General features: G+C 58.0%; 23 protein-coding genes. 20 read left to right on the forward strand and 3 right to left on the reverse strand.

What is annotated here, in order from left to right; genetic code table 11:
- The first annotated feature begins 3 nt into the window (after positions 1 to 3).
- A complete protein-coding gene (locus tag ACTG4M_RS03840; RefSeq protein ID WP_439122312.1) occupies positions 4 to 1,479 on the forward strand; it encodes an aldehyde dehydrogenase family protein in 1,476 nt (491 codons plus the stop codon).
- Between the two features lie 23 nt (positions 1,480 to 1,502).
- Positions 1,503 to 3,053: a flotillin family protein gene (locus ACTG4M_RS03845; RefSeq protein WP_439122313.1), complete on the forward strand. Its 1,551-nt coding sequence runs from the start codon at positions 1,503 to 1,505 to the stop codon at positions 3,051 to 3,053.
- 67 nt (positions 3,054 to 3,120) lie between these two features.
- Here ACTG4M_RS03845 and ACTG4M_RS03850 read toward each other — a convergent pair whose 3' ends face one another.
- On the reverse strand, positions 3,121 to 3,870 hold the full coding sequence (locus tag ACTG4M_RS03850) for a sulfite exporter TauE/SafE family protein (RefSeq protein WP_439122314.1): 750 nt from the start codon (positions 3,868 to 3,870) through the stop codon (positions 3,121 to 3,123).
- Complete coding sequence (locus ACTG4M_RS03855) at positions 3,870 to 5,564, reverse strand: thiamine pyrophosphate-requiring protein (RefSeq protein ID WP_439122315.1); 1,695 nt, start codon at positions 5,562 to 5,564, stop codon at positions 3,870 to 3,872. The genes ACTG4M_RS03850 and ACTG4M_RS03855 overlap by 1 nt, the downstream gene beginning before the upstream one ends.
- Positions 5,565 to 5,675: 111 nt before the next feature.
- On the opposite strand from ACTG4M_RS03855, the gene ACTG4M_RS03860 reads away from it, so the two are divergent.
- From ACTG4M_RS03860 to ACTG4M_RS03885, 6 genes are all read left to right on the forward strand, one after another.
- Positions 5,676 to 6,626: a TAXI family TRAP transporter solute-binding subunit gene (locus ACTG4M_RS03860; RefSeq protein ID WP_439122316.1), complete on the forward strand. Its 951-nt coding sequence runs from the start codon at positions 5,676 to 5,678 to the stop codon at positions 6,624 to 6,626.
- Between the two features lie 78 nt (positions 6,627 to 6,704).
- Positions 6,705 to 8,624 carry a TRAP transporter permease gene (locus ACTG4M_RS03865; protein ID WP_439122317.1) on the forward strand — a complete coding sequence of 640 codons (1,920 nt, stop codon included), beginning with the start codon at positions 6,705 to 6,707 and terminating at the stop codon, positions 8,622 to 8,624.
- Positions 8,621 to 9,394, forward strand: a complete 774-nt coding sequence (locus ACTG4M_RS03870; RefSeq protein WP_439122318.1) for an IclR family transcriptional regulator — start codon at positions 8,621 to 8,623, stop codon at positions 9,392 to 9,394. Before ACTG4M_RS03865 ends, ACTG4M_RS03870 begins: the two co-directional genes overlap by 4 nt.
- Positions 9,395 to 9,422: 28 nt before the next feature.
- Complete coding sequence (locus ACTG4M_RS03875; RefSeq protein WP_439122319.1) at positions 9,423 to 10,868, forward strand: aldehyde dehydrogenase family protein; 1,446 nt, start codon at positions 9,423 to 9,425, stop codon at positions 10,866 to 10,868.
- Positions 10,865 to 12,442, forward strand: a complete 1,578-nt coding sequence (locus tag ACTG4M_RS03880; RefSeq protein ID WP_439122320.1) for an FAD-dependent monooxygenase — start codon at positions 10,865 to 10,867, stop codon at positions 12,440 to 12,442. The genes ACTG4M_RS03875 and ACTG4M_RS03880 overlap by 4 nt, the downstream gene beginning before the upstream one ends.
- A gap of 4 nt (positions 12,443 to 12,446) precedes the next feature.
- Positions 12,447 to 13,232 (forward strand): SDR family oxidoreductase, encoded by a 786-nt coding sequence (locus ACTG4M_RS03885; RefSeq protein WP_439122321.1) that lies wholly within the window; start codon positions 12,447 to 12,449, stop codon positions 13,230 to 13,232.
- A gap of 134 nt (positions 13,233 to 13,366) precedes the next feature.
- Here the strand turns inward: ACTG4M_RS03885 and ACTG4M_RS03890 are convergent, their stop codons facing one another.
- Positions 13,367 to 14,053: a fumarylacetoacetate hydrolase family protein gene (locus ACTG4M_RS03890; RefSeq protein ID WP_439122322.1), complete on the reverse strand. Its 687-nt coding sequence runs from the start codon at positions 14,051 to 14,053 to the stop codon at positions 13,367 to 13,369.
- Positions 14,054 to 14,235: 182 nt separating this feature from the next.
- Here ACTG4M_RS03890 and ACTG4M_RS03895 point away from each other — a divergent pair, with 182 nt between their 5' ends.
- The 12 genes from ACTG4M_RS03895 (at position 14,236) to ACTG4M_RS03950 (ending at position 25,093) form a co-directional block, all read left to right on the forward strand.
- Positions 14,236 to 14,925: a FadR/GntR family transcriptional regulator gene (locus ACTG4M_RS03895; protein WP_439122323.1), complete on the forward strand. Its 690-nt coding sequence runs from the start codon at positions 14,236 to 14,238 to the stop codon at positions 14,923 to 14,925.
- Positions 14,926 to 15,013: 88 nt separating this feature from the next.
- The gene (locus ACTG4M_RS03900) at positions 15,014 to 15,991 is read left to right on the forward strand and encodes an ABC transporter substrate-binding protein (protein ID WP_439122324.1); all 978 of its coding nucleotides are present in this window, start codon (positions 15,014 to 15,016) and stop codon (positions 15,989 to 15,991) included.
- A gap of 79 nt (positions 15,992 to 16,070) precedes the next feature.
- Entirely contained in the window at positions 16,071 to 16,832 is a 762-nt protein-coding gene (locus ACTG4M_RS03905) for an ABC transporter permease (protein WP_439122325.1), read from the forward strand.
- Positions 16,819 to 17,619 (forward strand): ABC transporter ATP-binding protein, encoded by an 801-nt coding sequence (locus tag ACTG4M_RS03910; RefSeq protein ID WP_439122326.1) that lies wholly within the window; start codon positions 16,819 to 16,821, stop codon positions 17,617 to 17,619. The genes ACTG4M_RS03905 and ACTG4M_RS03910 overlap by 14 nt, the downstream gene beginning before the upstream one ends.
- A 10-nt stretch (positions 17,620 to 17,629) precedes the next feature.
- Complete coding sequence (locus tag ACTG4M_RS03915) at positions 17,630 to 18,382, forward strand: ABC transporter permease (protein ID WP_439122327.1); 753 nt, start codon at positions 17,630 to 17,632, stop codon at positions 18,380 to 18,382.
- Between the two features lie 22 nt (positions 18,383 to 18,404).
- The gene (locus ACTG4M_RS03920; RefSeq protein WP_439122328.1) at positions 18,405 to 19,397 is read left to right on the forward strand and encodes a 4,5-dihydroxyphthalate decarboxylase; all 993 of its coding nucleotides are present in this window, start codon (positions 18,405 to 18,407) and stop codon (positions 19,395 to 19,397) included.
- A gap of 2 nt (positions 19,398 to 19,399) precedes the next feature.
- Positions 19,400 to 20,185, forward strand: a complete 786-nt coding sequence (locus ACTG4M_RS03925) for a sulfite exporter TauE/SafE family protein (RefSeq protein WP_439122329.1) — start codon at positions 19,400 to 19,402, stop codon at positions 20,183 to 20,185.
- Positions 20,186 to 20,264: 79 nt separating this feature from the next.
- Positions 20,265 to 21,266, forward strand: a complete 1,002-nt coding sequence (locus ACTG4M_RS03930; protein WP_439122330.1) for a tripartite tricarboxylate transporter substrate-binding protein — start codon at positions 20,265 to 20,267, stop codon at positions 21,264 to 21,266.
- A gap of 75 nt (positions 21,267 to 21,341) precedes the next feature.
- The gene (locus ACTG4M_RS03935) at positions 21,342 to 21,854 is read left to right on the forward strand and encodes a tripartite tricarboxylate transporter TctB family protein (RefSeq protein ID WP_439122331.1); all 513 of its coding nucleotides are present in this window, start codon (positions 21,342 to 21,344) and stop codon (positions 21,852 to 21,854) included.
- Complete coding sequence (locus ACTG4M_RS03940; RefSeq protein WP_439122332.1) at positions 21,847 to 23,361, forward strand: tripartite tricarboxylate transporter permease; 1,515 nt, start codon at positions 21,847 to 21,849, stop codon at positions 23,359 to 23,361. Before ACTG4M_RS03935 ends, ACTG4M_RS03940 begins: the two co-directional genes overlap by 8 nt.
- The gene (locus ACTG4M_RS03945) at positions 23,358 to 24,617 is read left to right on the forward strand and encodes an LVIVD repeat-containing protein (protein ID WP_439122333.1); all 1,260 of its coding nucleotides are present in this window, start codon (positions 23,358 to 23,360) and stop codon (positions 24,615 to 24,617) included. Before ACTG4M_RS03940 ends, ACTG4M_RS03945 begins: the two co-directional genes overlap by 4 nt.
- Positions 24,614 to 25,093 carry an OsmC family protein gene (locus ACTG4M_RS03950; protein WP_439122334.1) on the forward strand — a complete coding sequence of 160 codons (480 nt, stop codon included), beginning with the start codon at positions 24,614 to 24,616 and terminating at the stop codon, positions 25,091 to 25,093. Before ACTG4M_RS03945 ends, ACTG4M_RS03950 begins: the two co-directional genes overlap by 4 nt.
- Positions 25,094 to 25,157: the final 64 nt, after the last annotated feature.

Raw genomic sequence — 25,157 nt, forward strand, 5'->3', positions numbered from 1 at the left:
GCCATGCTCGATACGACCTCCTCTGCTCCGACCGTCCGAGGCCTGTATATCGGAGGAAGCTGGGTGCCCGCCGCCCGCACATTTGATGACCTCAATCCGTCTGACAATTCGCTTTATGCCCGTATCCCCGATGGCAGCGCCACGGACATGGATCGTGCCATTTCCGCCGCCCAGGCGGCATTCCCCGACTGGGCCGCGCGCAGCTTTCAGGACCGCGCGAAGATGCTGCTGCGCATTGCGGATGTGTGGGAAAGCCGAAAGGACGATTTCATTAATGCCGTGATGCACGAAGGCGGCGGGTGGTTTGGCAAAGGCGTGTTCGAAGCCGGGTTCGTTGCCGAGATTTTCCGCACCTCAGCCTCGCTCTGTTATCAATCCACGGGCGAAGTTCTGCCGTCAGCCGATGGCAAAGTGTCGATGGCCACGCGGTGGCCTTTGGGTGTGGTCGGTGTGATTTCGCCATGGAACATGCCCGGTATCCTGACCTCTCGCGGTTACGCAGCGGCATTGGCTGCGGGCAATTGCGTCGTGCTTAAGCCGTCAGAAGACACACCCTATTCCGGCGGGCTTTTCCATGCCGAAGTCCTTGAAGAGGCAGGCGTCCCGGCGGGTGTGTTCAACGTTGTCACCTGCTCGCGCGAAAGCGTGGGCGAAGTGGGCGACGCACTGATCGAGGACCCGCGCGTCAAAGGCATTTCCTTCACCGGATCGACCGCAGTTGGCCGCCACATCGCGGCCAAATGTGGTGCTCACCTTAAGAAATGCTGCGTAGAACTGGGCGGCAAGGATTCCATGATCGTTCTAGAAGATGCCGATCTGGACAAGGCCGCCGAAGCCGCGAATTTCGGCAGCTTCATGCATCAGGGTCAGGTCTGCATGTCGACCGAGAAACTGCTAATCCACAACAGCGTTTACGAGCCGTTCATGCAGAAATTTCTTGCCCGCGCGGGCAAACTCAAGACCGGGCATGTGAACGACAAAACCAATGTCATCGGACCGCTGGTCAACACCCGTCAGGCACACCGTGTCAAAGCGCTGATCGACGATGCCGTCGCCAAAGGCGCGCATCTGGCACTGGGGGGCAACGCGTGGGAGAACTTTGTCGAACCTACGGTGCTGACCCATGTCGATCGATCCATGGACATCTGGCACGACGAAACCTTTGGCCCCGTGGTTATCGTCGCCCCGTTCAGTACCGAAGACGAAGCGATCGAGATGAACAACGACACCGAATATGGTCTGACCGCCGCGGTCTGGACTGCCAATGAAGGCCGCGCCCTGCAAATGGCCGGGCGGCTTGAGACCGGGATGGTCCATGTCAACGACCAGAACATCAACGACGAGCCCCAAGTGCCATTCGGCGGCGTCAAAGCCTCGGGCGTGGGCCGCTATGGCGGGCGTTGGTCGCTGGATGCCTTTACAGAACTCAGGTGGATCACGCTCGAACGCGGTGGCCGCCATTACCCGCCGGTCTTTTGATCAGCATTTAGGGAGGATTACACATGACAGCCCTTGGATGGATCATCCTGCTTCTGGTCATCGCAGCAATCGTGGTTGTGCTGGCAGCATGGTTTTATGAACGCGCAACCAACGAGGTCAGCCTTGTGCGTACCGGCATCGGTGGACGCAAAGTTGTAATCGACGGTGGCACACTGGCCGTTCCGTTTTTTCACGAGATCAGCCGCGTTAACATGCAAACGATCCGCATGGAGGTCACCCGTGCGGCAGACAGCGCGTTGATCACAAAAGACCGGATGCGGATCGACGTGGGCGCGGAATTCTACGCCTCCGTCATGCCGGAAGACGCCGCCATCGTGCGCGCCGCGCAAACGCTGGGCAAACGCACCTTTCAACCGGATCAACTCAAATCGCTGATCGACGGGATGATGGTCGATGCCCTACGGTCGGTGGCAGCCCAAATGACAATGGACGAACTGCACGAAAATCGGTCAGAATTTGTCCGCGAAGTGCATGAAGCGTTGGCAGACACTTTGGTGAAATATGGGCTACAACTGGACAGCGTGTCCCTGACCGCCCTTGACCAGACACCGTTTTCATCGCTGGACGAGAACAACGCCTTTAACGCGGTGGGCATGCGCAAGCTGGCTGAGGTGATCGCCAAGTCCAAAAAGGAACGCGCGGAGATCGAAGGCGAAACCGCTGTGGCTGTGCGCCGCGCCGAGGTAGAGGCAAGCCAGCGCCGGTTGGAGATAGAGCTCGAAGAGCGACGCTCTGAAATTGCGCAGACGCAGGAAATCGAAACCCTCCTGGCCGCACAATTGACCGAAGTGGCCCGTCGCAAGGCCGAAGCGGAACGCGAGGCGGCACAGGCCCGCATCCGGATGGAACAGGAAATTCAGTCCACCTCGATCCAGCGCGAATTGCAGGTCCGCGAGGCCGAGATCGCGCAACTGCGGGCGCTGGAAATCGCGGAACAGGAAAAGGTCATCCAGACTGCGGCAAAAAGCGAAGAGGAATCGAAGGCCAAGGCTGAGGCGACAATGGCCCGCGCACAACTGGTCAAAGCCGAGGAAGAGATCCAGACCTTGCGCGAAATGGCCGAAGCGGAACGGCGCAAGGCGTTGGCCCTTATGGCCGCGCGCCAGGACGCAGAATCCAATGCGGAACGCGCTCGCATCACCTCGGTTGCGGACCAAGAGGTTGCCAAGGCCAAGGGCGTCATCAAGCGCGAAGAAGCCGCATCCATGAAGGTCTACAAGACCGCCGAGGCCGAGGTCGAAGCCGAACGCATCAAGGCCGAGAACGGGCGCACAAAAGAGCTAATGTCGATGGAGTTGGAAAAAGCACGGTTGGATGCCATGCCCAAGATCCTTGCCGAGATGGTCAAACCGGCCGAGAAAATACGCGGGATCAACATCAACCATGTCACCGGCTTGAGCAAATCCGAAGGCGGTGCCAGCACATCCCCGGTAAGCCAGACTATCGACTCGATCCTCGATATGGCCGTGGCGCTTCCCGCTATGAAAAAGATTGGCGATCAGATTGGGGTTAACATGGACGGCGTTCTGCCGGAGACCGACAAGAAAGCCTGATCCGCCACGACGGTACATGCAACGCCATCCCCAAACCACGGGGGTGGCGTTTGTCTTTGCGGGAATGTCACAGCCCAGCTTGTGTCGCGTCCCAAATCAGCTTGACCGCAATCACCGCCAAGAGCGACAGGATCAAACGGTCGAATGCCTGTTTCGACAGGAAACGCGCGGCCCATGATCCGATGGGAATGCCCAAGAACATCGGGATCAGCGCAAACACCGCCAGTACCAATATGTCCCATGTCAGGATACCCAATGCGGCAAGGGCGGGCACCTGTGTGACCGACATGGCCAGAAAGAAGATCGCAATCGTCGCGATGAACTCTTTACGCGGCAGGTTCAACGCATTCAGAAAGGTGATCGACACGGGCGCAGACAACCCACCGGCGCCTTGCATGACGCCACCAACCAAGCCCACATAGGGCGCCATTTTCCGCGCCCGCGCGCGCGCTAAAACCCAATTAGGTCGCGCCAGCCTGAGGCCGATATAGGCGAACACAACCCCTGCCAAAGATGCCATCAAAAGTGGCACTGGCAGCGATGCCAGCAAAACCGATCCCAAAGCCGCGCCCAAAGCGCCCATCACGGCAAAGGTCCAGGTAAAACGCTGTTCTGTCACTTCGGCGCGGAAGGCCCAGCTTTGCCAAATGTTGGAAAACAGGTTCAAAACCGAAAAAACCGCAACCGCCATAGGCACATCGAACACAAGCGCAAGCACCGGCACACCGACCACAGGCGCCCCTGCTCCGGTTGCCCCTTTCAGGAACCCACCCAACAAGATGCCGACAAAGGCAATGGCCAATGATGCGGGATCCATCAATGTTCGTCCGAAGCTGCAACCGACAGATCAAGCAAGACCTGACGCCGCTCGGTGCGAATGAACTCAACCGCTCGACGCAACGCGTCAGGCAGGTCTGCCCCTCGTTCGATCCGTTCTGCATGGGCACGGCTGGCTTTCGCGATCTGCGTGAAGTCGGGCAGCGGTTCGAGAGATGTCAGCGGGATACGGTTCTGCCGAACCGCTGCGCCGTCCGGGTAGCCTTTGACCACCGACCGACGAACCGCATTCCACATCGCGTTGTTTTTGACGATGGTCAGGATCGGCAAGCCCAGCGCTTCGGCGATCTGGTGGCAGGCCACGGGGTTCGCGAACATATACGATCCATCCCCGACACAGGCGATCACCAGCTTATCGCGGTCGGCCAATTGTGCGCCAAGCGCGGCAGGCATCGCCCAGCCCAATCCACCGGCATGCACGTTGGAAAACACCCGGTTCGGGCCTTTGAGGGTCATATGCGGCAAGAGCAGACCAAGTTCGGAAAACGCCACCGCGTTATCATCCATGATGTCCGAAATGCAGGCGCTCATCCATTCCGCCGTCATCGGGCCGTCGCCCCCTGCATCAGGTTTGGGCGCGGCAGCTCGGGCCGTAGCGACCTTGGCTTGAACGTTCTCGCGCCGGGACTCGGCACTAGGATCCGGCGCAATCGCCAAAAGTGCCTCAAGCGCCATCACTGGGTCAGCCGTAATCGCCAGATCAGTGCGATACCCGCGCACAGGCATGCGGCGGAACAGCGGGTCCGGCCCGATATGCACAACGCGCGTATCGCCGACAGGTGCGTTGGCAGCCTCGATCCACGGCACGCCACTGTCCAGCACAATCACCAGATCGGCCTCTGACGTTGCAACCTTGGGGTTGTATCCCAAGTGCGCCGGGTCGTCCGAGCGCAGAACATTCCGGATGCTAAACGGCTCGGCCACCGCCAAGCCGAACGCCTTGGCGCAACGGGACAACAACGCCGATAACCTGCCCTGCGGATCTCCTCGCTGGCAAAGCACAACAGGCATTTTGGCCTCCGAGATCCATTTGGCCAGAATTGAGATTGCCGCGTCGTCTGGTGCGGAAGGCCGTGCGCTGGCAGGCAAGACTCCGGGTGCGAAACCTTCTTGCAGGGCCTCGGTCAACGGCTCTTTTGGCAGGCTCATATAGACCGGGCCTTCGGGCGCGCTGGTCATGAGCGATGCAGCCCGTTTGGTCACGCTGTCGGCCTGTTCGGGATAGCGCAGTTCGTAATCGAATTTGACAACATCGCGCACAAGGCTGGTCTGATCGTACATTTCCTGCCCGTATTGGATCGGCGTCATCCGCCCACCCTTGCGGCCTGTTTCCGTCAAAGGTGTACGCCCTGACATCACAAATACGGGTACATTGTCGGATGCCGCGTTGATCACACCCATGACGGCATTTGCCAAACCGACATTTACATGCACCATGACCGCCTGCGGACGCCCGGTGACCAACCAATGCCCATGCGCCATAGCCATTCCGGCGGTTTCGTGCGGAACCGTGATCGGAATTGGCACATTACGTTCGGAAAGTCGCGCAAGCCCTTCGATAATCGGCGGAAAATCAGTTCCTGCATTGGCAAACAAATAGTCGATCCCGCAGTCTTTCAGGGCCGTCAAAAGGGCCTCGCCTCCGGTCTTTGGCCGGGCCGTATCTTCGAACATACATCCTCCCTGAATCTCTGGCTTGATATTCCGCCGCCACCACGTAAAGTCAACTTATTCTCAATAATTGGGATTCCAACCCAAACGAGAACCACATTTGGGAGGACAACCATGAAGACGCTACTCACTGCGGCTGCGGTATTTCTAAGCGCGGCCGTCGGCACATCGGCTACCGCGCAGAATGTCGGCATCGCCACATCGAACCCCGGATCGCTGTTCCACAACATCGGCACCGCCGTGGCAAATGCTGCCAATGAGGCCGGGCTCAATACCACGATCCAACCCGCCACCAGCCCCAATCAATTCATTCCGTTCATTGATCAGGGCGGCATCGAATTTGGCGTGGCGAACCTTCAAGAGGTCAACTACGCCATCACCGGCGAGGAGTGGTGGGGCGGTCGCACCAACCCGAACCTGCGCGTCGTGGCGCATCTGATGCCTTTGGTCGAAGCGATCTTTGTGCGTGCCGACAGCGACATCATGAAAGTGTCCGACCTCAAAGGTCAGCCGATGACCGACGGCTACACTGCACAGAACACCATCTTGCCACAGCTTGCCGCATTCTACGCTACCGCTGAAATGACACGTGATGACGTGGAGAAAGTCTCGGTTGCGAGCGTAGTTGCAGGGGCTGATGCGTTTATGGCCGGTGACACGGTCGGATTCATCTTTGCGCACGGTGCTGGCAAGGTTCGCGAGGCCGATGCCGCTGTTGGGGGTTTGCGCGCCCTCGGGGTCGAAGATGACAGCGATGCCGCGCTTGCCGCAGCCCGCGCACATTGGCCGACTGCGTTCTTCACCACCCTGCCCGCAGGCGCGATGCCGGGCGTTTTGGAGGACACGGTTTACATCGCCTTCCCACAGGTGATCTTTACCCATGCCAACGCTTCCGACGATGCCGTCTACGCGATGGCCAAGGCCATGTACGAAAACGCGCAAGTTATGGCGGACACGTTCCCACCGTTCCGGGCCTTCAAGCCTGAGAACATGAAGGGCGATCCCGGCGTGGCGGAATTCCACCCCGGCGCATTACGCTTTTTCGAAGAAGTAGGCCTGAACTAAGCCCAGCTGCGCGCGCCTCATCTTGGCGCGCGCTATGTCCCACCGCGCCCGAATGCCCTCAAGGACGATGATCCCCTGATGCCCGCCCTGCCCATGCGCTATGCCAAGCTTTTGGCCGACCTTTTTGCTGCCTGCCTCGTTCTCTTGGCCGTTGGCTGGGCTCTGTCAGTGCAGCGCAAGCTTGGGCTTGATTTATACCCGCAACAATTCTTCGCGGGCGTGCTGTTCTTTGCTTTGCCTCTGGCGTTCTTCACACTGCCCGCACGGCGCAGAACCGAGCGCGAGGATGTACCACTTTACGATCTGATCCTCGCAGCCCTTTCGATGGGTGCGCTTGGCTATGTGGCTGTGCATTATCCCGATCTGGTTTTGATGATCTTTGCCCGTCCGCCCGAACTATGGATCACCAGCGTGATCATCATCGTTCTGCTGCTTGAAACCCTGCGCCGCGCAACCGGGTGGGCACTGGTACTGATTATTTCGGCCTTCCTGCTCTACGCGCTATTCGGAGACCTGATCCCCGGACGCCTTCAGGGCAGACCGCAAAACTGGCAATTGTTGGCGGGCTATCTGGCGGTCGATTCCAACGGCGTGCTGGGCCTGCCGATGTCCGTCGCTTCGACCGTGGTGATCGCATTCATCCTGTTTGGCGTGCTTTTGGGCATCACTGGTGGGTCGCAGTTCTTTACCGACGCCGCGATGATCGGCATGGGCCGGTTTCGTGGCGGGTCGATGAAGATCTCGGTTCTGGCCTCTGGCCTCTTTGGGTCCATATCCGGCTCTGCTGTCGCCAACGTCGTGGGCACCGGCGTGGTCACAATCCCGATGATCAAACGCGATGGTTATCCGGCTCATAAGGCGGGCGCGATCGAAGCGGTAGCCTCTACGGGGGGGCAACTCATGCCACCGGTCATGGGTGCGTCAGCATTTCTAATGGCCGAATTTTTGGCCATCCCCTACAGCCAGATTGTAATGGCGGCGCTGCTGCCGGCGATCCTGTATTATGTTGCGCTGTTCATTCAAGCTGACCTTGAAGCGGCAAAACTTGGTATTCAGCGCGTGCCGGAGTCAGAAATTCCCGCGCGCAGCACGGTTTTGGTTGGGCTGCACTTTGCCACTGCCTTTGCCGTATTGATCTACCTGTTGTTCTGGATGCGCTACCAGCCGGAGCGCGCAGCGCTCTGGTCGGCACTGGCGCTGTGCGGCACCGCATTGATCTTTGGCTACCGGGGCGTGCGTCCGACGATCCGTGCGCTGTTCGGCAGCTTCGCGCGTACTGGACATGGAGTGGTCGAGATCCTGCTTATCTCGGCTGCCTCGGGCATGGTGATCGGAGTGCTAAACATCACCGGGCTCAGCTTCAACCTGACCTATGCACTGGTGCAGGTCGGTGGCGGTAGTGCGGTTCTGCTGCTGGCATTGTCTGCTATCGTCTGCATCATCCTAGGTATGGGCCTGCCGACACTCGGCGTTTATGTCCTTCTCGCCGCTCTCGTTGCCCCGGCGCTGATCGAGGTTGGGATCGAACCCATCGCGGCGCATCTCTACGTGCTTTATTTCGGCATGATGTCGATGATCACACCGCCCATCGCGATGGCCGCCTTTGCCGCAGCAGCCATCGCCAAGGCGCCCGCAATGGCTACAGGATGGGCTGCAATGCGCTTTGGGTGGGCGGCGTATGTGATCCCGGTGCTGTTCGTCTTCAGCCCGTCGCTGATCCTGATTGGCGAAACCGGAGAGATCATCTTTGCCGTCATCACCGCCGGACTGGGCGTATGGTTGGTGTCGGCAGGATTGGCCGGGTATTTCGCGGATCGGCTATCGCCGTTAAAACGCTTGATGTTCATCACTACGGGCCTGATGGCGCTGGTGCCCGCCGGGGCCTTTCAGGGCGCGATCCTGACTGATGCGGCAGGAGTTCTTCTGGGTCTGGGCTTGATTGGCAGCGAATTGTTCCGTCGCCGCGCAACTCCCTTGGCACAGGAGGAGCCTCAATGAGATCGGTGTCCGGGTCTGGCGAAAGGTTGTTGGCGATCCTTGGGTTGTTCTCGGAAGAGAACCCGGAATGGACACCTGAAGACATGATGCAAGCTTTGGGCTTTTCTCGCCCCACACTTTATCGCTATCTCAAGACGCTCAAAGACGCGGGCTACCTCGTATCGTTGCCGCAGGCGGGCTACACGCTTGGGCCCCGCGTCACCGAGCTTGATTTTCTGATGCGCCGGTCTGATCCGTTGATTACAGCCGCAGACACCCATCTCAAGGCAATCGCGGAGGCCTTCATCGGATCGGCCTTTGTCGTGCGCTTTTATGATCAAAAGATGCTGTGTGTGGCCTCTAAAGTATCTGCACCGGCCCCCCGCTCGTCTTACCCGCGCGGTCGGCCCATGCCCATTGGCAAAGGCGCTGTCAGCCGGGCGATTGTCGCCTTCCTCCCGCCCAAGGACCGCGCGGCGCTGGTCAGCGACTACCTCGACGCTTTTGTCACTTCTGGTATCGGCACAACCAAAGACGCGGTTCTGACCGAGCTCAAACGCATCCGCCGCGACAGGGTCGCAACCGCGCGAGGAGAAGTGACGCCCGGTCTGATAGGCGTCGCGGCCCCCATCCTCGCTGGCGACGGCACCCCCATTGGCGCGCTGTGTCTGTCGACCGAAGAAGCGACCCTTTCCCAGAGCCAACTTGACGCGCTGCGCGAGACAGTCCGCGATCACGCCGAGGCAATATCGGACGCGTTGTCCCAACCAGCACGGCAGGCGATTGCATGACACACACCCGATCCGAAAGAGAGACCCCATGATCCTTGATCCCGCACAGCATTACATTGGCGGTGAATGGGTAGGCGGCGGCCCTCTGAGCCAAAGCGTGAACCCCGCCACCCTTGCACCACTTGGCCAATACCACCCCGGCAATGCCGAACTGGCCAATGCCGCTGCGGCCTCTGCCCGCGCAGCGTTCTTTGGAACGGATTGGGCCTCTGCCCCGCGCTTGCGGTCGCAAGCCCTGCTGGACATCGCCGACCGTTTGGAGGCAGCAAAAGACGAAATCGCCGATCTGGTCGTTGCCGAGAACGGCAAAATTCGCGCCGAAGCATTGGGCGAAACAATGGCAGCAATTTCCGAGACCCGCTATTACGCTGGTCTGGCCCGCGACATTCGGGGCTCCATGCAGGAAATCACCCCCGGCAGTCTGTCGCTGTTTCATCGCGAGGCGGCGGGAGTTGCAGGCATCATCGTGCCTTGGAATGCGCCGGTCACCTTGCTCATGCGGTCGCTTGCCCCTGCATTGGCCGCTGGCTGCACCGCCGTGATCAAGCCAGCACATCAGACCCCGCTGGTTCACGCCCGCATCATGCAGGCGATCGCATCGGCCCTCTCCCTGCCTAAAGGTGTGGTCAATTCCGTCAATGAGAACGGCATCGAGGTGGGTTCCGCCATGACCGGGTCGCCAGATATCGACGTGATCAGCTTTACCGGCAGCAGCCGCACGGGTCAGGCCATCATGGCCGCTGCCGCCCCGACTTTGAAACGTGTGGGGCTTGAGTTGGGGGGCAAGGCCCCAGCGGTGATCTTTGCAGATGCCGATCTGGACCGCGCGGTGCACGAACTGACCCACGGAGCGCTGGCAATGGCCGGGCAGATTTGCGTCGCCGCCGCGCGGTTCCTCGTGCACGAGTCCGTCGCCAAAGACTTTGAGGCCCGCATCACGGCGGCTTTCCAAGCAGTGCGCGTTGGTCCCGGCGACAGACCAGACAGCCAGATGGGATCGCTGATCGACCTCGACAACCGCGCACGGATTGAAAGGCTGATCGAACAGGCAGGCGACGAAGGCGAGATCGTTTTGAAAGGCACGGCCCCGTCGGACGCCGCATTCCTGACCCCGACCCTGTTCCGCATTGACGACATCGCGTCGCCACTGGTGCAAGAAGAGCTTTTTGGTCCCATCGTGTCCATTGAGACCTTTGCAGACGAACAAGAGGCCGTCGCCAAGGCCAATGCCACAGCCTATGGGCTGGCTGCGTCAGTCTTTACCCAAGACCATCATCGTGCCTTGCGCATGGCTCGGGCGATCCGAGCGGGAACCGTCTGGCTCAATTCACATCTGAGGCTTTTTGCCGAGGCGGAAACCGGAGGCTACGGCAAATCCGGTTTGGGGCGTCTGCACGGGCCAGAAGGGTTGTATGACTTCCTTGAGACCAAACACATCTATTCCGAACCCGGGCGTCTGGGGAGCATGACATGAGCGACAGCTACGACGTGGTGATCAATGGCGGCGGGCCTGTCGGTTTGGGCCTTGCCATCGAACTGGGCCAACGCGGCATTCGCGTATGTGTGGTTGAACGATATCCCGAACCACAGCCTATTCCCAAGGGACAAAACCTGACGCAACGCACGTCCGAGCATTTCCGCGCATGGGGCTGTGAGGCCGAACTGCACACAGCCCACCCGATCCCCAAAGGCGGCGGCATCGGCGGGATGACAGCGTACCGAACGCTTCTGTCCGATCACACCTATGATTGGCTCAATCGGTCGAACGTCAAAGATTACTACTTCGCCCCGAACGCGCGCCTGCCGCAATACGCAACCGAACGCGTCCTGCGCGCGCGCGCCGCGAAAATCCCCTCGATTACAGTGCTTTACGGATGGTCTGGTGATGCGCTTGAGATGTCAGAGGATGGCGTCCGTCTGACCATCAAAGAACGCGGCGGCGACGCGCGGCAGGTGATTGAGGCATCGTATGTGGTGGGCTGTGACGGCAGCAAGTCCTTCGTCCGCGATCATGCCGGGATCAGCGAGACCTTGTCTGACCATAACCGACTGATGGCGCTGCTTGTATTTCGGTCCGAACATCTCCACGACTTGCTGAAACGCTATCCCGGCAAGGCATTCTACAACGTACTGCACCCGGATTATGAAGGCTATTGGCTGTTCTTCGGACGGGTCGATCACGGGTTGTCGTGGTTCTTTCACGCACCCGTCCCTATCGGCACGACCAAGGACAATTTCGACTTCCGTGCGCTCTTGCACAAAGCCGTTGGCCAAGAATTTGCACTGGACCTCGACTACGTCGGGTTCTGGGACCTGCGCGTATCATTGGCTGACACATACCGCGCTGATCGGGCCTTTATCGCGGGCGACGCGGCGCACAGCCATCCGCCATATGGCGGCTATGGCATCAACACTGGCTTCGAAGACGCGCGCAATCTGGGATGGAAACTGGCCGCCAAAATCCAAGGTTGGGGCAACGATGCGCTGCTCGACAGCTATAGCGCCGAACGCCAGCCGGTCTTTGATTCGACTGCGCGGGATTTTATCGAAAACTTCATCCGCGAGGATCGTGAATTCCTGAACACTCATGACCCCGCCAACGACGGAAACGCATTTGACGCGGCTTGGAAAGCCCGCGCAGAAGGCGCGTCCGGCGTTGAGGATTTTGAGCCGAATTACGAAGGTTCCACAATCGTTCCGGGCAGCAAAGGCACGCCCAGCGCCAAAGGTTCACATAGTTTTGTCGCCCGCACGGGGCACCACCTACCCCCTGCAGGCCCGGATGGGCGCGATGTGGCGGCGGTGCTGAATGGTAGGTTTACGTTGCTGAGTGGCGACGCGGAGTACAAAGCCAGCTTCCAACAGGCAGCTGATGCGCTGAGCATTCCGTTGTGCACGCCTAAATGCAAACAGTCTTGGTTCGATCCATGGGAACGGCAGATCGTTTTAGTGCGCCCCGATGGTTTTGTGGGTTGGTCCGGCGATACAATCACACCTCAACAGGCGCACGAGGTCCTGTCCGGCACCATCGGGCGCGCCACGGGATAATCATATGGCGGACCAACGACATATCGTTCTGACCGGCGGCGCCTCGGGCATCGGTGCAGCCGCACTGTCTTTATTCAAAGCTGACGGGGATCGCGTTACCGTTATCGACCGCGACAATCCGGGACCAAAGGCAGATAAATGGATCAAGGCCGACCTAACGGATCTTGAATCCATCGCTCTAATTGATCCTGGGCCAGAGATAGACGTGTTGGTGAATGCGGCTGGACTGCCACCAAGGCCCGGGCTTGAAGCCACGATCTTGCGCGTCAACACACAGGCTTTAATCGCAGTGACAGAACATCTGTTACCGCGCCTGAAACGCGGCGGAGCGGTCGTCAACATGGCGTCAAAGGCAGGTGGCAAATGGCGCGAGAACCTTGGACAGGTTCAACGGTTCCTCGCATTAGATCCATCGTTTGATGTAGCGACCTTCGTCACCGAAGACGCCATTGCCCCCGTACGCGCCTATGACCTATCCAAAGAAGCGGTGATTGTCTGGGGCATGTCCAACATCGCGCGATTTCGCGAGCTGGGTCTGCGGATCAATGCTGTCAGTCCCGCCGCCGTTGCAACGCCGATCCTAGAGGATTTCCTGACCGCCTTCGGGGATCGTGCGACAAAGGGTGTCGACTTGACCGGACGCTCGGGCCAACCCGATGAAGTAGCCCAGGTGATCCGGTTTCTGGCGTCGCCGAACGCGTCTTGGGTCACCGGATGTAACATTGAATGCGATGGTGGCTTGACCGCGCAGCTTGAATATCAAGCTTTGACGTCAGCGTTGCAGGAGTAAGTCCATAAAAACAAAGATCGACATAACCTATATGTATTTCAACCAATTATGGATCGAAATTAATCTTCTAGATTAAGAAATCTGGCCCCGTAGAAACAGGACCGGACCAAAACTCCAACCAGCCCATAATGGCGTCAGGCTACTGTCACCGACAATGCGCCGAGACCTTCGATGGTAAGCTCCATCTTGTCGCCTTTGGACACGGGGCCAACACCAGATGGAGTGCCGGACAGGATAACGTCACCCGGGGCCAGTTCGAAATATTCGGACAGATAGGAAATCATTTCCGGCACCTTCCAGATCATCTGATTCAGGTCGCCTTCCTGACGCACTTCGCCATTCACCTTGAGAGCAAGATGACCCTGGTCCGGGTGCCCAACCTCGGACACCGGGTGCACCGGGCCGCAAGGGGCGGATTGCTCAAACGCCTTGCCAATTTCCCACGGGCGACCTGCCTTTTTGGCGATTCCCTGAAGGTCGCGGCGCGTCATATCCAAAGCGAGACCATAGCCAAACACATGGTCCAGCGCATTATCGACAGAGATATTCTTGCCGCCAGATTTCAGGGCCACCAACATCTCTGCCTCATGGTGCACATCGGACGTGTGCGGCGGGTAAGGAAAGGTGCCTGACGTATCAAGATTATCCGGATTCTTTTGGAAAAAGAACGGATCTTCACGATCCGGGTCATGCCCCATCTCAATGGCATGCGCCGCGTAATTCCGCCCTATGCAGTAGATGCGGCGCACCGGAAACAACGTGTCCTGTCCGGCCACGGGAATTGCCACAACAGGGGGCGTTTCGATTGCGTATTGGGTCATGCGTTACTCCGGATTCTTCATGAGGCATGGCAGTGCTTTAGCTCAGCCCAAACCGTAAATCAATCTCGACCAACTATCATTTTAGAAGATAAATTTATTGAATGATCGCCCAATTTCGGCATATATAGCCGTAAATACCGCTCTTGTGGTGCAAATTGGTTGACCAATACGAGGCCCAATACATGTTGATGAACGCTGTATCGGTTGAAGCGGATGACGTTGTTGCCAAGCTTCGATCCTACATTGAGGACGGTGGTTACAAGCCGGGTGACCGCCTTGAATCTGAACGCGAATTAATCGTCCGATTGGATGTCACGCGCGCCCGTCTGCGCAAGGCGCTGGATGCGCTTGAACATGAAGGCGCGATCTGGCGGCATGTCGGCAAAGGTACGTTCATTGCCTCACCAAGCGTCGGGTCAGGCCCCAGCAATCTGTCGATCCTCAGCCAGCAGGTCACCCCGGTTCAACTCATGCGCGCGCGTCAAGCACTGGAACCTGCCATCGCTCGCGAGGCGGCTCTCCATGCCTCCGAAGAAGCTGTGCGCCAATTGAAAGAGTGCCGGGATCGCGCCACGAACGCGCCCACCTGGGACGAGTACGAGGCGCAAGACGACAACTTCCATCGCACACTGGCCGAAGCGACAGACAATGTCCTGCTGCTGTCTTTGTTCGATCATCTGAACGCCGTGCGCAGAGCCGTGGCTTGGAACAACGTGGTTCGCCAATCCGAGCGCCCTGCCCGCACACACTCAAGCTTTTCAGAACACGACACCATCGTCGCCGCCATCGAAGCCCGCGATCCCAAAGCAGCACAAGCCGCCATGCGGACGCATCTGGGCTCAGTCGCGGCCCGTTTGTTTGGGGAGGCCTGACATAGCAAAAAACCGCAACGGGCCATCACAAAAACCACAAATGCCCGTCGCGTCTTAAACGATCAAAACCATCTCAGGGAGGAGATACATGTTTCGTTTCATCAAAGCGGCCGCTGTTGCGGCTATGGTCCTGCCAGCCGCAATCGGTCTGAGTGCCGGCCCGGCACAAGCAGAAAAAATCCGCATCGCACTCGCCGAAACACCGTCGGACGAACTTGCCGCGTTCTTTGTCGCGCTTGAACGCGCCAAGGCCAATGGTCTGGATTATGAATGGACAGCATTCTCGGACGAAGAATTGGCCATTCAATCGGTTCTCAGTGGCCAGATGGATATCGGGTTCGGAACGCCCTACGCAGCCATGCAGAGGTCAAAAGCGCCACTGCGGATCATTTTCCAGCTGTCCAAGCTCAAGTTCTTTCCGGTCACGACCAAGAAGTACAATTCGCTGGAAGACATGAATGGTGAGCCAATCCTGCTGCATTCACGCGGTGGCGGCACCGATTCCATTGCGAACGTGATCGAAGATCGGGTTGGCATCGAATTTGGCGAACGGTCCTACGTTCCCGGCTCGTCCAACCGCGTTGCTGCCCTTCTGGGCGGACGTGCGGACGCCACGATCATCGATTTGTCAAACAAAAACAAGCTCATGCGCAGCGACGCTGGTGCTGATTTCAACGTACTTGAAATGTTCGAGGTCGATGCAAGCGATGAGGCGTTGTTCGGAAACCTGAACTGGATTCAGGAAAACGAAGAAGACGTATCGATCTTCGTCAATGCGTTGGCCAGCGTTTGGAAGGACATGGCCGAAGACCCGACCATCATCAGCCGCGAGACGAACCCCGATGGACCCATTGGTCAACTTCCGGCAGAGATTCTGGGTCAGCTGGATGGGTTCTACAAGGACGCTGTCGAGGGTGGGCTTTATGATCCGAACGGTGGCGGTCGCAAAGCCGCGCAGGCAGATATGGAATGGTACTCGGCTGCAGGTCAGCTCGAAGGATCACCGGACGAGCTGAACATCGAGGATTTCTGGTATCTCGCCCCGCTTGATGCGGCGATGAACTAAGCCTTCGTGCATCCGCTGCGCAGGCATCATTCCTGCGCAGCGGCATGACCATTACCGCATTCCGAAAGTACCCGAATACATGCCCAATCGTGCCCTGCTTCTAAAGCTATTGTCTGCCGCGATCCTGTTTGGCGCCTGGGAGATCGCGGGCCTCATACCCGTCAGCTTTGCGTTTCCAACTTTCACTGAATCCATGAGCGCTCTGGTCGAGATGACATTGAACGGCATGATGTTCGAGGCTTATGCCGAAACGCTCAAGCCACTTGCTATTGGTGTTGCCATTTCCGCAGTTCTTGGCATCGCCATCGGCCTCTGGGTCGGGTTGAGCAAAACATTCGACTGGCTGTTCTCGCCAATCTTCATCGTCATGCAGGCCGCACCATTGGCCGCGTTGATCCCACTTTTGGTTTTGGCTTATGGCATCGGTCTGACGTCCAAGGTGCTCGTTGTGTGCATCATGGCCATGCCGGTGATCGTGCTTAACACCAGCGGGGCGGTGCGCAACACGCCCGAATCCTTCAAGGAAATGGGTCGATCCTTCCTTGCATCCGAGACGTCAATCATCCTGCGCATCATCATTCCGGCTGCATCGCCTGTGATCTTTGCCGGTCTGCGTCTGGGGATCTCTGCAGGCTTTATTGGCGCGATCCTGTCCGAGCTGAAAATCACGCCCACAGGCGTTGGGGACATCATCACATATAGCCGCTCTATCGCGGATTACCCAAGCATGTACGCTGCCATCTTCTCGATCATACTTCTCGCAGTTCTGTTTTTGAACCTGCTCGAAAAGATCGAGGTCACTCTCTTCAAAGGAAATCAACGTGGCTATGTCTCAGATTAAAGAACCAGTTGCGCCCGCAGCTGAAGCCGAGTTCGAAAGCGCGGTTTCCGCCCGCAATATCTCTAAGAATTATGGCGACGTTCAGGCGCTGCAGAATATGTCGCTTGAGTTCCCACGCGGTCAGCTGACGTCGCTTCTTGGCCCATCGGGATGTGGCAAGACCACCCTGCTCAAGATCATCGCGGGTCTGCTTGAACCCACCTCGGGTGAGGTCGAAGTCAACGGCAAGACGGTCACTGGTCCGGGCCCTGACCGCGCCTTCGTGTTTCAGGATTTTGCGTTGCTGCCATGGGCAACCGTCTTGCGCAACGTGGCCTTTGGCCTTGAGATGCGCGGTGTTGCGGCGTCCGAACGCGAGGCACGGGCAGAAAAGTACATCAAGGAAGTCGGCCTTGCTGGGTTCGAAAACAGCTATCCGCACGAATTGTCTGGCGGCATGCGTCAGCGCGTCGGCCTTGCTCGTGCGTTGGCTGTGGATGCTCAAGTCCTGTTGATGGACGAACCGTTTTCGGCCGTCGATGAACAGACAAGGCGCAAGTTTCAGGAAGACCTGCTGCAGCTGGTGCAGAACGAAAACAAGACCTTCATCTTCGTCACACACTCTATCGAAGAAGCTGTTTACGTGTCCGACCAGATCGCCATTCTGCTGCCGAGACCCAGCCGCGTTTCCGAGATCATCCGCCCGTCAAGTTTCCGTAACAAGGGTGTCGAGAACATTCGTCGCGACCCTGAATACCTTGATATCGTAGATGAAATCTGGGCGTCACTCAGAACTTACGTGGAATGAGGGGCACAGCATGACACTGTTTGGATACCGCCTGCCCGGAATGTCGTCGCTCCTGCTATGGGGTCTTTTGTGGGAGATCGTTGGCCAGATGGGCCTAACGTTTTTTATCCCTCCCCTGAGCGAGGTTCTAGGAACCCTGTTTGAAATCCTGGGCACCTCGGCCTTTCAGAAAGCCTTGTTCGAGACCGCCTACGCTTTTCTTGCCGGGGTGTTTTTCGCCATCGTGATCGGCATTCCGACAGGCATTCTGATGGGCAAAAGTCGTCTTTTGGACGAATTGCTGCTGCCATGGGTCAACGTGTTCCTCAGCGCGCCGCTGACAGCGTTGGTACCAGTTCTGATGGTGTTGTTCGGCTTTGGCATGAAGTCGATCATTATCACCACAACGCTGTTTGCGATATGGATTATCATTCTAAACTCGCGCGCAGGCGTGCGTCAGATCAACCGGTCACTGGTCGAGATGGCACACAGCTTTGGAGCATCTCCAACTGATGCGTTCTTCAAGATCTACTTTTGGGCCGCCCTGCCTGAAATTTTGGGCGGTGTGCGGATCGGCATCATCCGTGCGGTCAAAGGCGTGATCATCGGACAATTGCTGATCTCGATCGTAGGCTTCGGGGCCTTGTTTGAACTCTACTCGGCGAACTTCCTGATGGGCCATTTTTGGGCGGTGCTGATCGTACTTTTCGCGCTGGCTTTCTCAATCTCGGAATTCTTGGCCTACCTCGAACGGCGCGTGTCCTACTACGCGGCCAAGCGATGATTGGAATGGAGGCACAGCACGCGTGACGCATCTGAACCTGACATTGGCGACATGGGACCATGACCGCGTGATGGCATTGCATGACGGGCGCGTCACCGTGCCTGGCATCACGCTTGAGTGCCACATTCACCCGACGTCCAAGCTGTTTCCTTGGGCGGTTCAAGAGGCGCGGTTCGACATCACCGAAATGTCGGTCTCTAGCTATGTGTTGCAATTGTCACGTGGCGGGTCTGACTACACAGCAATCCCAGCCTTTGTCAGCCGCGCTTTCCGGCACAGCGGTTTCTTTGCTCGCGCCGGGTCGGGTATCAAAAGCCCTGCCGATTTTGCTGGCCGCAAGATCGGTGTTCCGGAATACCAGATGACAGCGGCTCTTTGGATGCGCGGCATACTGGCGGACGAATACGGCGTGGCTTGCGACGACATCCATTGGCGCACTGGCGCGTTGGACGAAGGCGTGCGGCGCGAACGGCTTGAACTGGCCCTGCCCGAGGGCATGTTGGTCGAGCCGATCACAGAGGGCGACACGCTTCAAGATTTGCTACTCCGCGCTGAGATTGACGGATTGCTTGCCCCGAAACCCCCAAAGGCGTTTCTTGATGGCAATACGGACCTCGTGCGTCTGATTCCAGACTTCGAGGCTGCCGAACAAGCCTATCATCGGTCTACAGGGTTTTTTCCGATCATGCACTTGATCGGCATCCGCAAATCCGTGGCCGAGGAATATCCCGAACTGCCCCGCGCGCTGTACAATGCTTTTGTCGAGTCACGTGATTTGGCAATGGCGCGACTGCGGTCGGTCTGGCTTGGCAATGCCAACCGGATGACCCTGCCCTGGCTCAATGCGGCAATGGAGCGGACGCTGGCCAGTATGGGGCCGGATTACTGGAGCTATGGCTGCACCGCAAATATGGCCGAGATCGACGCGATCTGCCGATATTCACTGGATCAACATCTGGCCGCAGGTACGGTCGATCCAAAAGCCCTGTTCCACCCTTCGGTACTGGACACCTGAGCATGATGGAGATCTGGCACGCAGGATTGGGATGGCCAACCGCAGCAACGCTGCTCGCCGTCAGCTTTGCCAGTTCGTTTATAACCATAGCCTTTGGTATCGGCGGCGGTGCCGTGATGCTGGCTGTCTTGGCAACGCTTCTACCAGCCGCCGCGATCATTCCGGTGCATGGCCTTGTGCAGCTTGGCTCAAACGCCGGGCGCGCAGCCATTATGACACGATATATGCGGTTCGATCTGTTGGGGCCTTTCGCCCTGGGCGCACTGATTGGCATTTTGCTGGGCGGGTCATTGGTCGTTCAACTCGAAGCCGGTTGGATCCAGATCGGTGTCGGGTTGTTCATCCTGTGGTCCGTCATTTCAAAGCCGCCCGCGTTCCTACGTCGCTCGGGCATGATCACCGGTGTGTTCTCAAGCTTTCTCACCATGTTCTTTGGCGGCACCGGGCCGTTTGTCGCGACCTATGTCCGCGCGCAGGATTTGGAGCGGCACGCGCATGTCGCGACTCATGCAATGTTCATGACGTTGCAGCATCTGCTCAAGACTGTTGCGTTTGGCATTCTGGGCTTTGCTTTCAGCATTTGGGCCGGGCTGATCGTACTGCTGATCGCCGCCGGAGTGCTGGGCACTTTGGCCGGACGGGTCATGCTGTCAAAGATCGACGACCGCCGGTTCAGGATCGTGCTGAACGTTATTTTGACGCTTCTGGCGATGCGACTGATCTATGCCGGGGCCACCGACATCTACTTTGCGAGCGCGGCACCTGTGCCGTCAGGAGGAGATAACTAACCCGCCGGGAATCAGTGCGCACCCGGAGGAAGACCACCAAAGGCGCATTCGTAATTGTACATGAAAACGGGAGGAAACCATGTCCATGAAACCATTCATCACCCGCCGGACCCTATTGGGAACTGGCGCTGCAGCCGCTGCAATGACCCTAACCACGCCAGGGCTTGTGCGGGCCAACACGTTCCCCGAACGCAACATCAGCGTCTATATCCCCACCTCCGAAGGTGGCGGGGCCGACCGTAACTTCCGCGCGTTTTCAAGCGTTTGGAAAGAAAAGCTTGGCACCGATTTCGAACCTGGCTTCTACCCGGGTGCCTCGGGACGCGTCGGCTATGAGATCTACATGGGGAAAGCCGATCCTGACTGCTACAATCTGATTTTTGGCAACATGGGCCCAGAAGTGTTGAACTGGGCAATGCAAGACCCCAGCTTTGACGTGAACGATTACTTCTACTTCGGTCAGGTCGACAAAGACCCCTGCTGTCTGTTCGTGGGCGCAGAAAGCCCGCTGCAAACGATGGATGACATCATCGCAGCGTCCAAGACACGCAAGCTGAATGTCGGCACTAGCCGTATGGCACACCCCGCCTCGATCGGCTTGCTGGCATTGGGTGAAAAGCTTGGCATCGAGTTTAACCTGATCCCGCTTCAGGGCGGCAAAAGCACCGTTGCGGGTGCCGTGACAGGCGAGGTCGATTTCTCGGTTCTGACATCCGGATCCGTGATCGCTGCAGGCGACAGCGTCAAAACACTGTTGGTCTTTGGCAACAATGTTGTGGGCGAGGCGCTCGACAACGCACCAAGCATCAACGACGCTTATGATATGGACCTGCCGGAAATGCTGTCGGCGCGTGCGTTTGGCATACACAAGAAGGCCGCCGACGATCATCCTGACCGTTTCGAAACCCTGACCACAACCTTCCGGGAAACCTTTGACGATCCAAAACTGATGGAGGCCTATGTCGCGTCCAGAGGCACACCGGAGTACCTACAATACGCGGGTGTCGAGGAATGCGAAGCGTTCAAGCAATCCATGCTCGAACTTGGTGCACGTTACAAATCGCTGCTCAGCGGCGCGTAATCCTGCAGTTGACCGGCAGCACACAGATCGCTGCCGGTCTTTCACCTTCGAATTCCCACACAGGACGGCTCACTCATGCCTTCGGATCCCCATAAGCCGCCACGCCAGATTGGCGGAGAGTTGGTTATCCCCATCATCGCGGTGGGTTTTACACTGTATTTCTTTTCAACGATCTGGAACTCGCCCTGGACGGCACAGGTCAGCGCATTCATGGTTGGCGGTATCCTGCTCTTGGTCTGCGCGATCTTTTTTGTGCGATGTGTGATTTGGCTTAGCCGCGGCGAAGGCACGCTTGGGTTCGGCAACCTGTTCACAATCGACGATATCCGCACAGGGCGGATTGGACTGCTGATCACGACAATCGCCTATGTGATGTTCATCGACACACTGGGCTTTACGCTGATGACTTTCCTATTTCTGGCGGTAAGCATGTTGATCCTCGCCAAAGGCAAGAACCCGGCATTTATCATGATGATTTCTGGTGCAATGGCCCTGACGGGCTGGGCCGTGTTCATCTGGGCCTTTGACACGCGCTTTCCGCGCGGATGGTTCGAGACCACAATGCAAGCGGTGATCAGCAATGGATAGCGGAACAGCAACAATTCTGACCGAGGTCTTTTTCGAGACCATCAGCTATTGGTACATAATCGTCCCAACCATCTTTCTGGGCTTGATCGTTGGCGGCATCCCAGGCTTTTCGGCGGCCAATACAATCATCATTCTGATGCCGCTGACCTTGGCGCTCGACCTTCAATCCGGCCTGATCTTTATGATCTCGCTCTATTGCTCAGCCCGGATGGGCGCAGGCATTCCTGCGATCCTGGTGAATATTCCCGGCACAGCCGGGGCTGCGGCAACGCCGCTTGATGGTTACCCGATGGCCAAGCAAGGCAAAGGCCAGCAGGCTCTGGCAATCTCTTTTGTCGCGTCGTGTATCGGCGGCTTGCTCACAACGATGATCGCCTTGGCCACAATGCCGATCCTTGCGCGTGTCGGGTTTTACATGCACTCGGTCGAGATGATCGTGGTCATGCTATTCGGCATTTCCCTGATCGCATCGATTGCAGCGCAAGACATGGTCAAAGGTCTGATCGCAGGTTTTCTAGGCCTGATGATCGGCTCCATCGGAACCGATGTGGTCTACGCCACGCCGCGCGGCACCTTCGGGTTCCTCGAACTCTATGACGGGGTGCCTTTGATCCCTGCCCTTGTGGGTCTCTTTGCGGTGTCAGAGGCGTTTGTAATCATCGAAAAACGCGTGATCGTGAACCACACGAATGAACCAAAAGCGCCCAACTGGACCGATACGTTCGACGGCGTACGCATCGCTTTGAAACGCTGGGTTCACATCGTCTGGACCTCGATGATCGGTCTGGTCATTGGTGTGATCCCCGGTGCTGGCGCATCCATCGCCAGCTTTGTCGCCTACCAACAATCGCGCAGCTTCTCCAAGACGCCCGAGCTTTATGGCACAGGTCACCCTGAAGGTCTGATCGCGCCAGAATCTGCCAATAACGGCGTGACCTCCGGTACGTTGGTCCCCTTGTTGGTACTGGGCATTCCGGGGGGCGCGACCGCTGCGATCATGTTGGTTGTGATGCAGTTCCACGGCGTCAGCTTTGGCCCGTCCCTGTTCGAGGACCAGCCAAAGGTCGGCTACGGCATGTTCATGGCGATGGCGGTCAGCTACGTGATCATGTTCCTGACGATCCTGCCGCTGTCCCGCTACATGAGCCACGTCACGACGATCCCGACGATCTATCTTGCGCCAATGATCATCGCCTTCACGCTGGTCGGTGGTTTTGTCCCGCGCGAATACATGTTCGACATGTATCTTGCGCTGGCGTTCGGTGTTCTGGGCTACATTGCACGACGCACCGGATACCACGTTGCCGCGATCCTGATCGGGGTCATCCTTGGGCCACTCTTGGAAAAGTACTTCCTGTGGTCGCTCAAGAAATCCGATGGCGACATCATGGTTCTCTTCTCTTCGACGCTGGGCAACATCCTTTGGGTTGGCTTTGCCATGTCGATCATTTTGCCCATCGTTTTCGGGATGCGGCGCAAACGCAAACTTGAGGTGCCTGCAGAATGAAACGTGAAATCGAATATAAACTGTCACACAATATCCACCGGCTGGGGCATCTGGATATCGAAGGCGGCGGCGAAGTCGTGGTGCGGGGCGGCTATGCCTATGTCGGCCACATGAAACCGCCGATGGGCACCTCGATTATCGACGTGTCCGACCCAGCCAATCCGACGGTGGTGTCGCATGTTGAACCTCCGGACGAGTGGTCCCATACCCATAAGGTCAAGGTCGTGGGCGATCTTATGATCACCAACGTCGAAATGGACCGGCGGCATTTCCTGCGCAAAGGCGACAAGATCGCGGGCTTGCGCGCCGAAGGGCTCTCGGATGCTCAGGTAGCAGAGCGTCTTGCGGTGCAGCCTTCGGATATCGCTGTTCTGGAAAAGGCACTGGAGCGCGGCTATTCCAGCGGCGGTTTCCGCGTCTGGGATATCTCGGACAAAACCACGCCCAAGCTGCTGTCTTACGTCAAGACCTACGGCTTTGGCGTGCACCGCTTCGATATGGATGCAAACTACGCTTATATCTCGACCGAGATGGAGGGATATGTCGGCAATATACTGGTGATTTACGATCTGGCCGACCCCACCAATCCGACCGAGGTGTCGCGCTGGCACATGCCGGGGCAACACGTGGCCAAAGGCGAAACACCCACGGGTGTCGGATACAGCCACCGTTTGCACCACGCGATGCGCTGCGGCGACGAGCTTTGGGCCGCGGTTTGGCATGCGGGGTTTCGGGTGCTGGATGCCAGCGACATTACCAATCCGACGGTCAAAGGCAGCTACCGCTTCCCTGCGGCGATTCCCGAACCTACCCACACTGTGATGCCGCTTGAACAGACCATTAACGGCAAACGCTATGCAGTCGTGATCGACGAAGAGCATGCCCACCAGCCTGGTCGGTTGCACGGGTTCATCTGGATCATGGACGTGACCGATCTGAACAACATGGAGCCCATCGCAGCATGGGATCTATCGGAACGGTTGTGCCCCTGGGTAGGCGAAGACGGCGTCCGGTTTGGTGGGCACCAATTCCGCGAAAAGCTGGACAGCACCCTGATATATGCGACGTGGTTCGCCGGAGGGCTACGCGTGCTTGACGTGGCCGATCCATACCTTCCCGTCGAAGTGGCGCATTTCATGGAACCCGGTCCGACCGGCGCGCCACCGCAATCAAACGACGTAGACGTAGACGGCAACGGCTTGATCTACGTTCTCGACCGTAACCGTGGCCTTGATATTTTGGAGATGACCCTGTGAGTGATACCGACCTTTTGCCCCCAAGCGTCGACCCGAACAAAAAAGCACTTGGCATTCGCCGGGTGAGCGCCCGCAACGAGGCCTCGACCCGTTCGGTCATGATGGTGCGCGATCATATCGTCATCACGGACGAGAAAGAATCGAACACCGGTCCGACGCCGTTGGAGATGACATTGTCCTCTCTGCTCGGCTGCGAAGGCGTCATCATCAACCGCTGCGCGGAGGCGATGAAGTTTGAATACACCGCAGTGGATATGGACGCCGATGGAGAGGTCGATCAGCGCGGCAGTCGCGGTGTGCAAGGCGTGCGCCCATATTTCAACTGGGTCAAGCTGCGCATTCGCGTTCACACCGAAGAAACGCAGGATCGGTTCGAACGTCTGACCCGCAATGTCGAATACCGCTGCCCGGTGATGAACCTGTTCAAATCAGCGGATGTAGACGTTCAAATCACTTGGGAGCGCGTCAGCCCGTGAGCCTGTCGCTGACAATCAACGGAACGCTACACAGAATTGCCTCTGACCCGGACACACCCTTGGT

The organism is Marivita sp. (genome assembly GCF_965656765.1).
GTDB lineage: Bacteria > Pseudomonadota > Alphaproteobacteria > Rhodobacterales > Rhodobacteraceae > Marivita.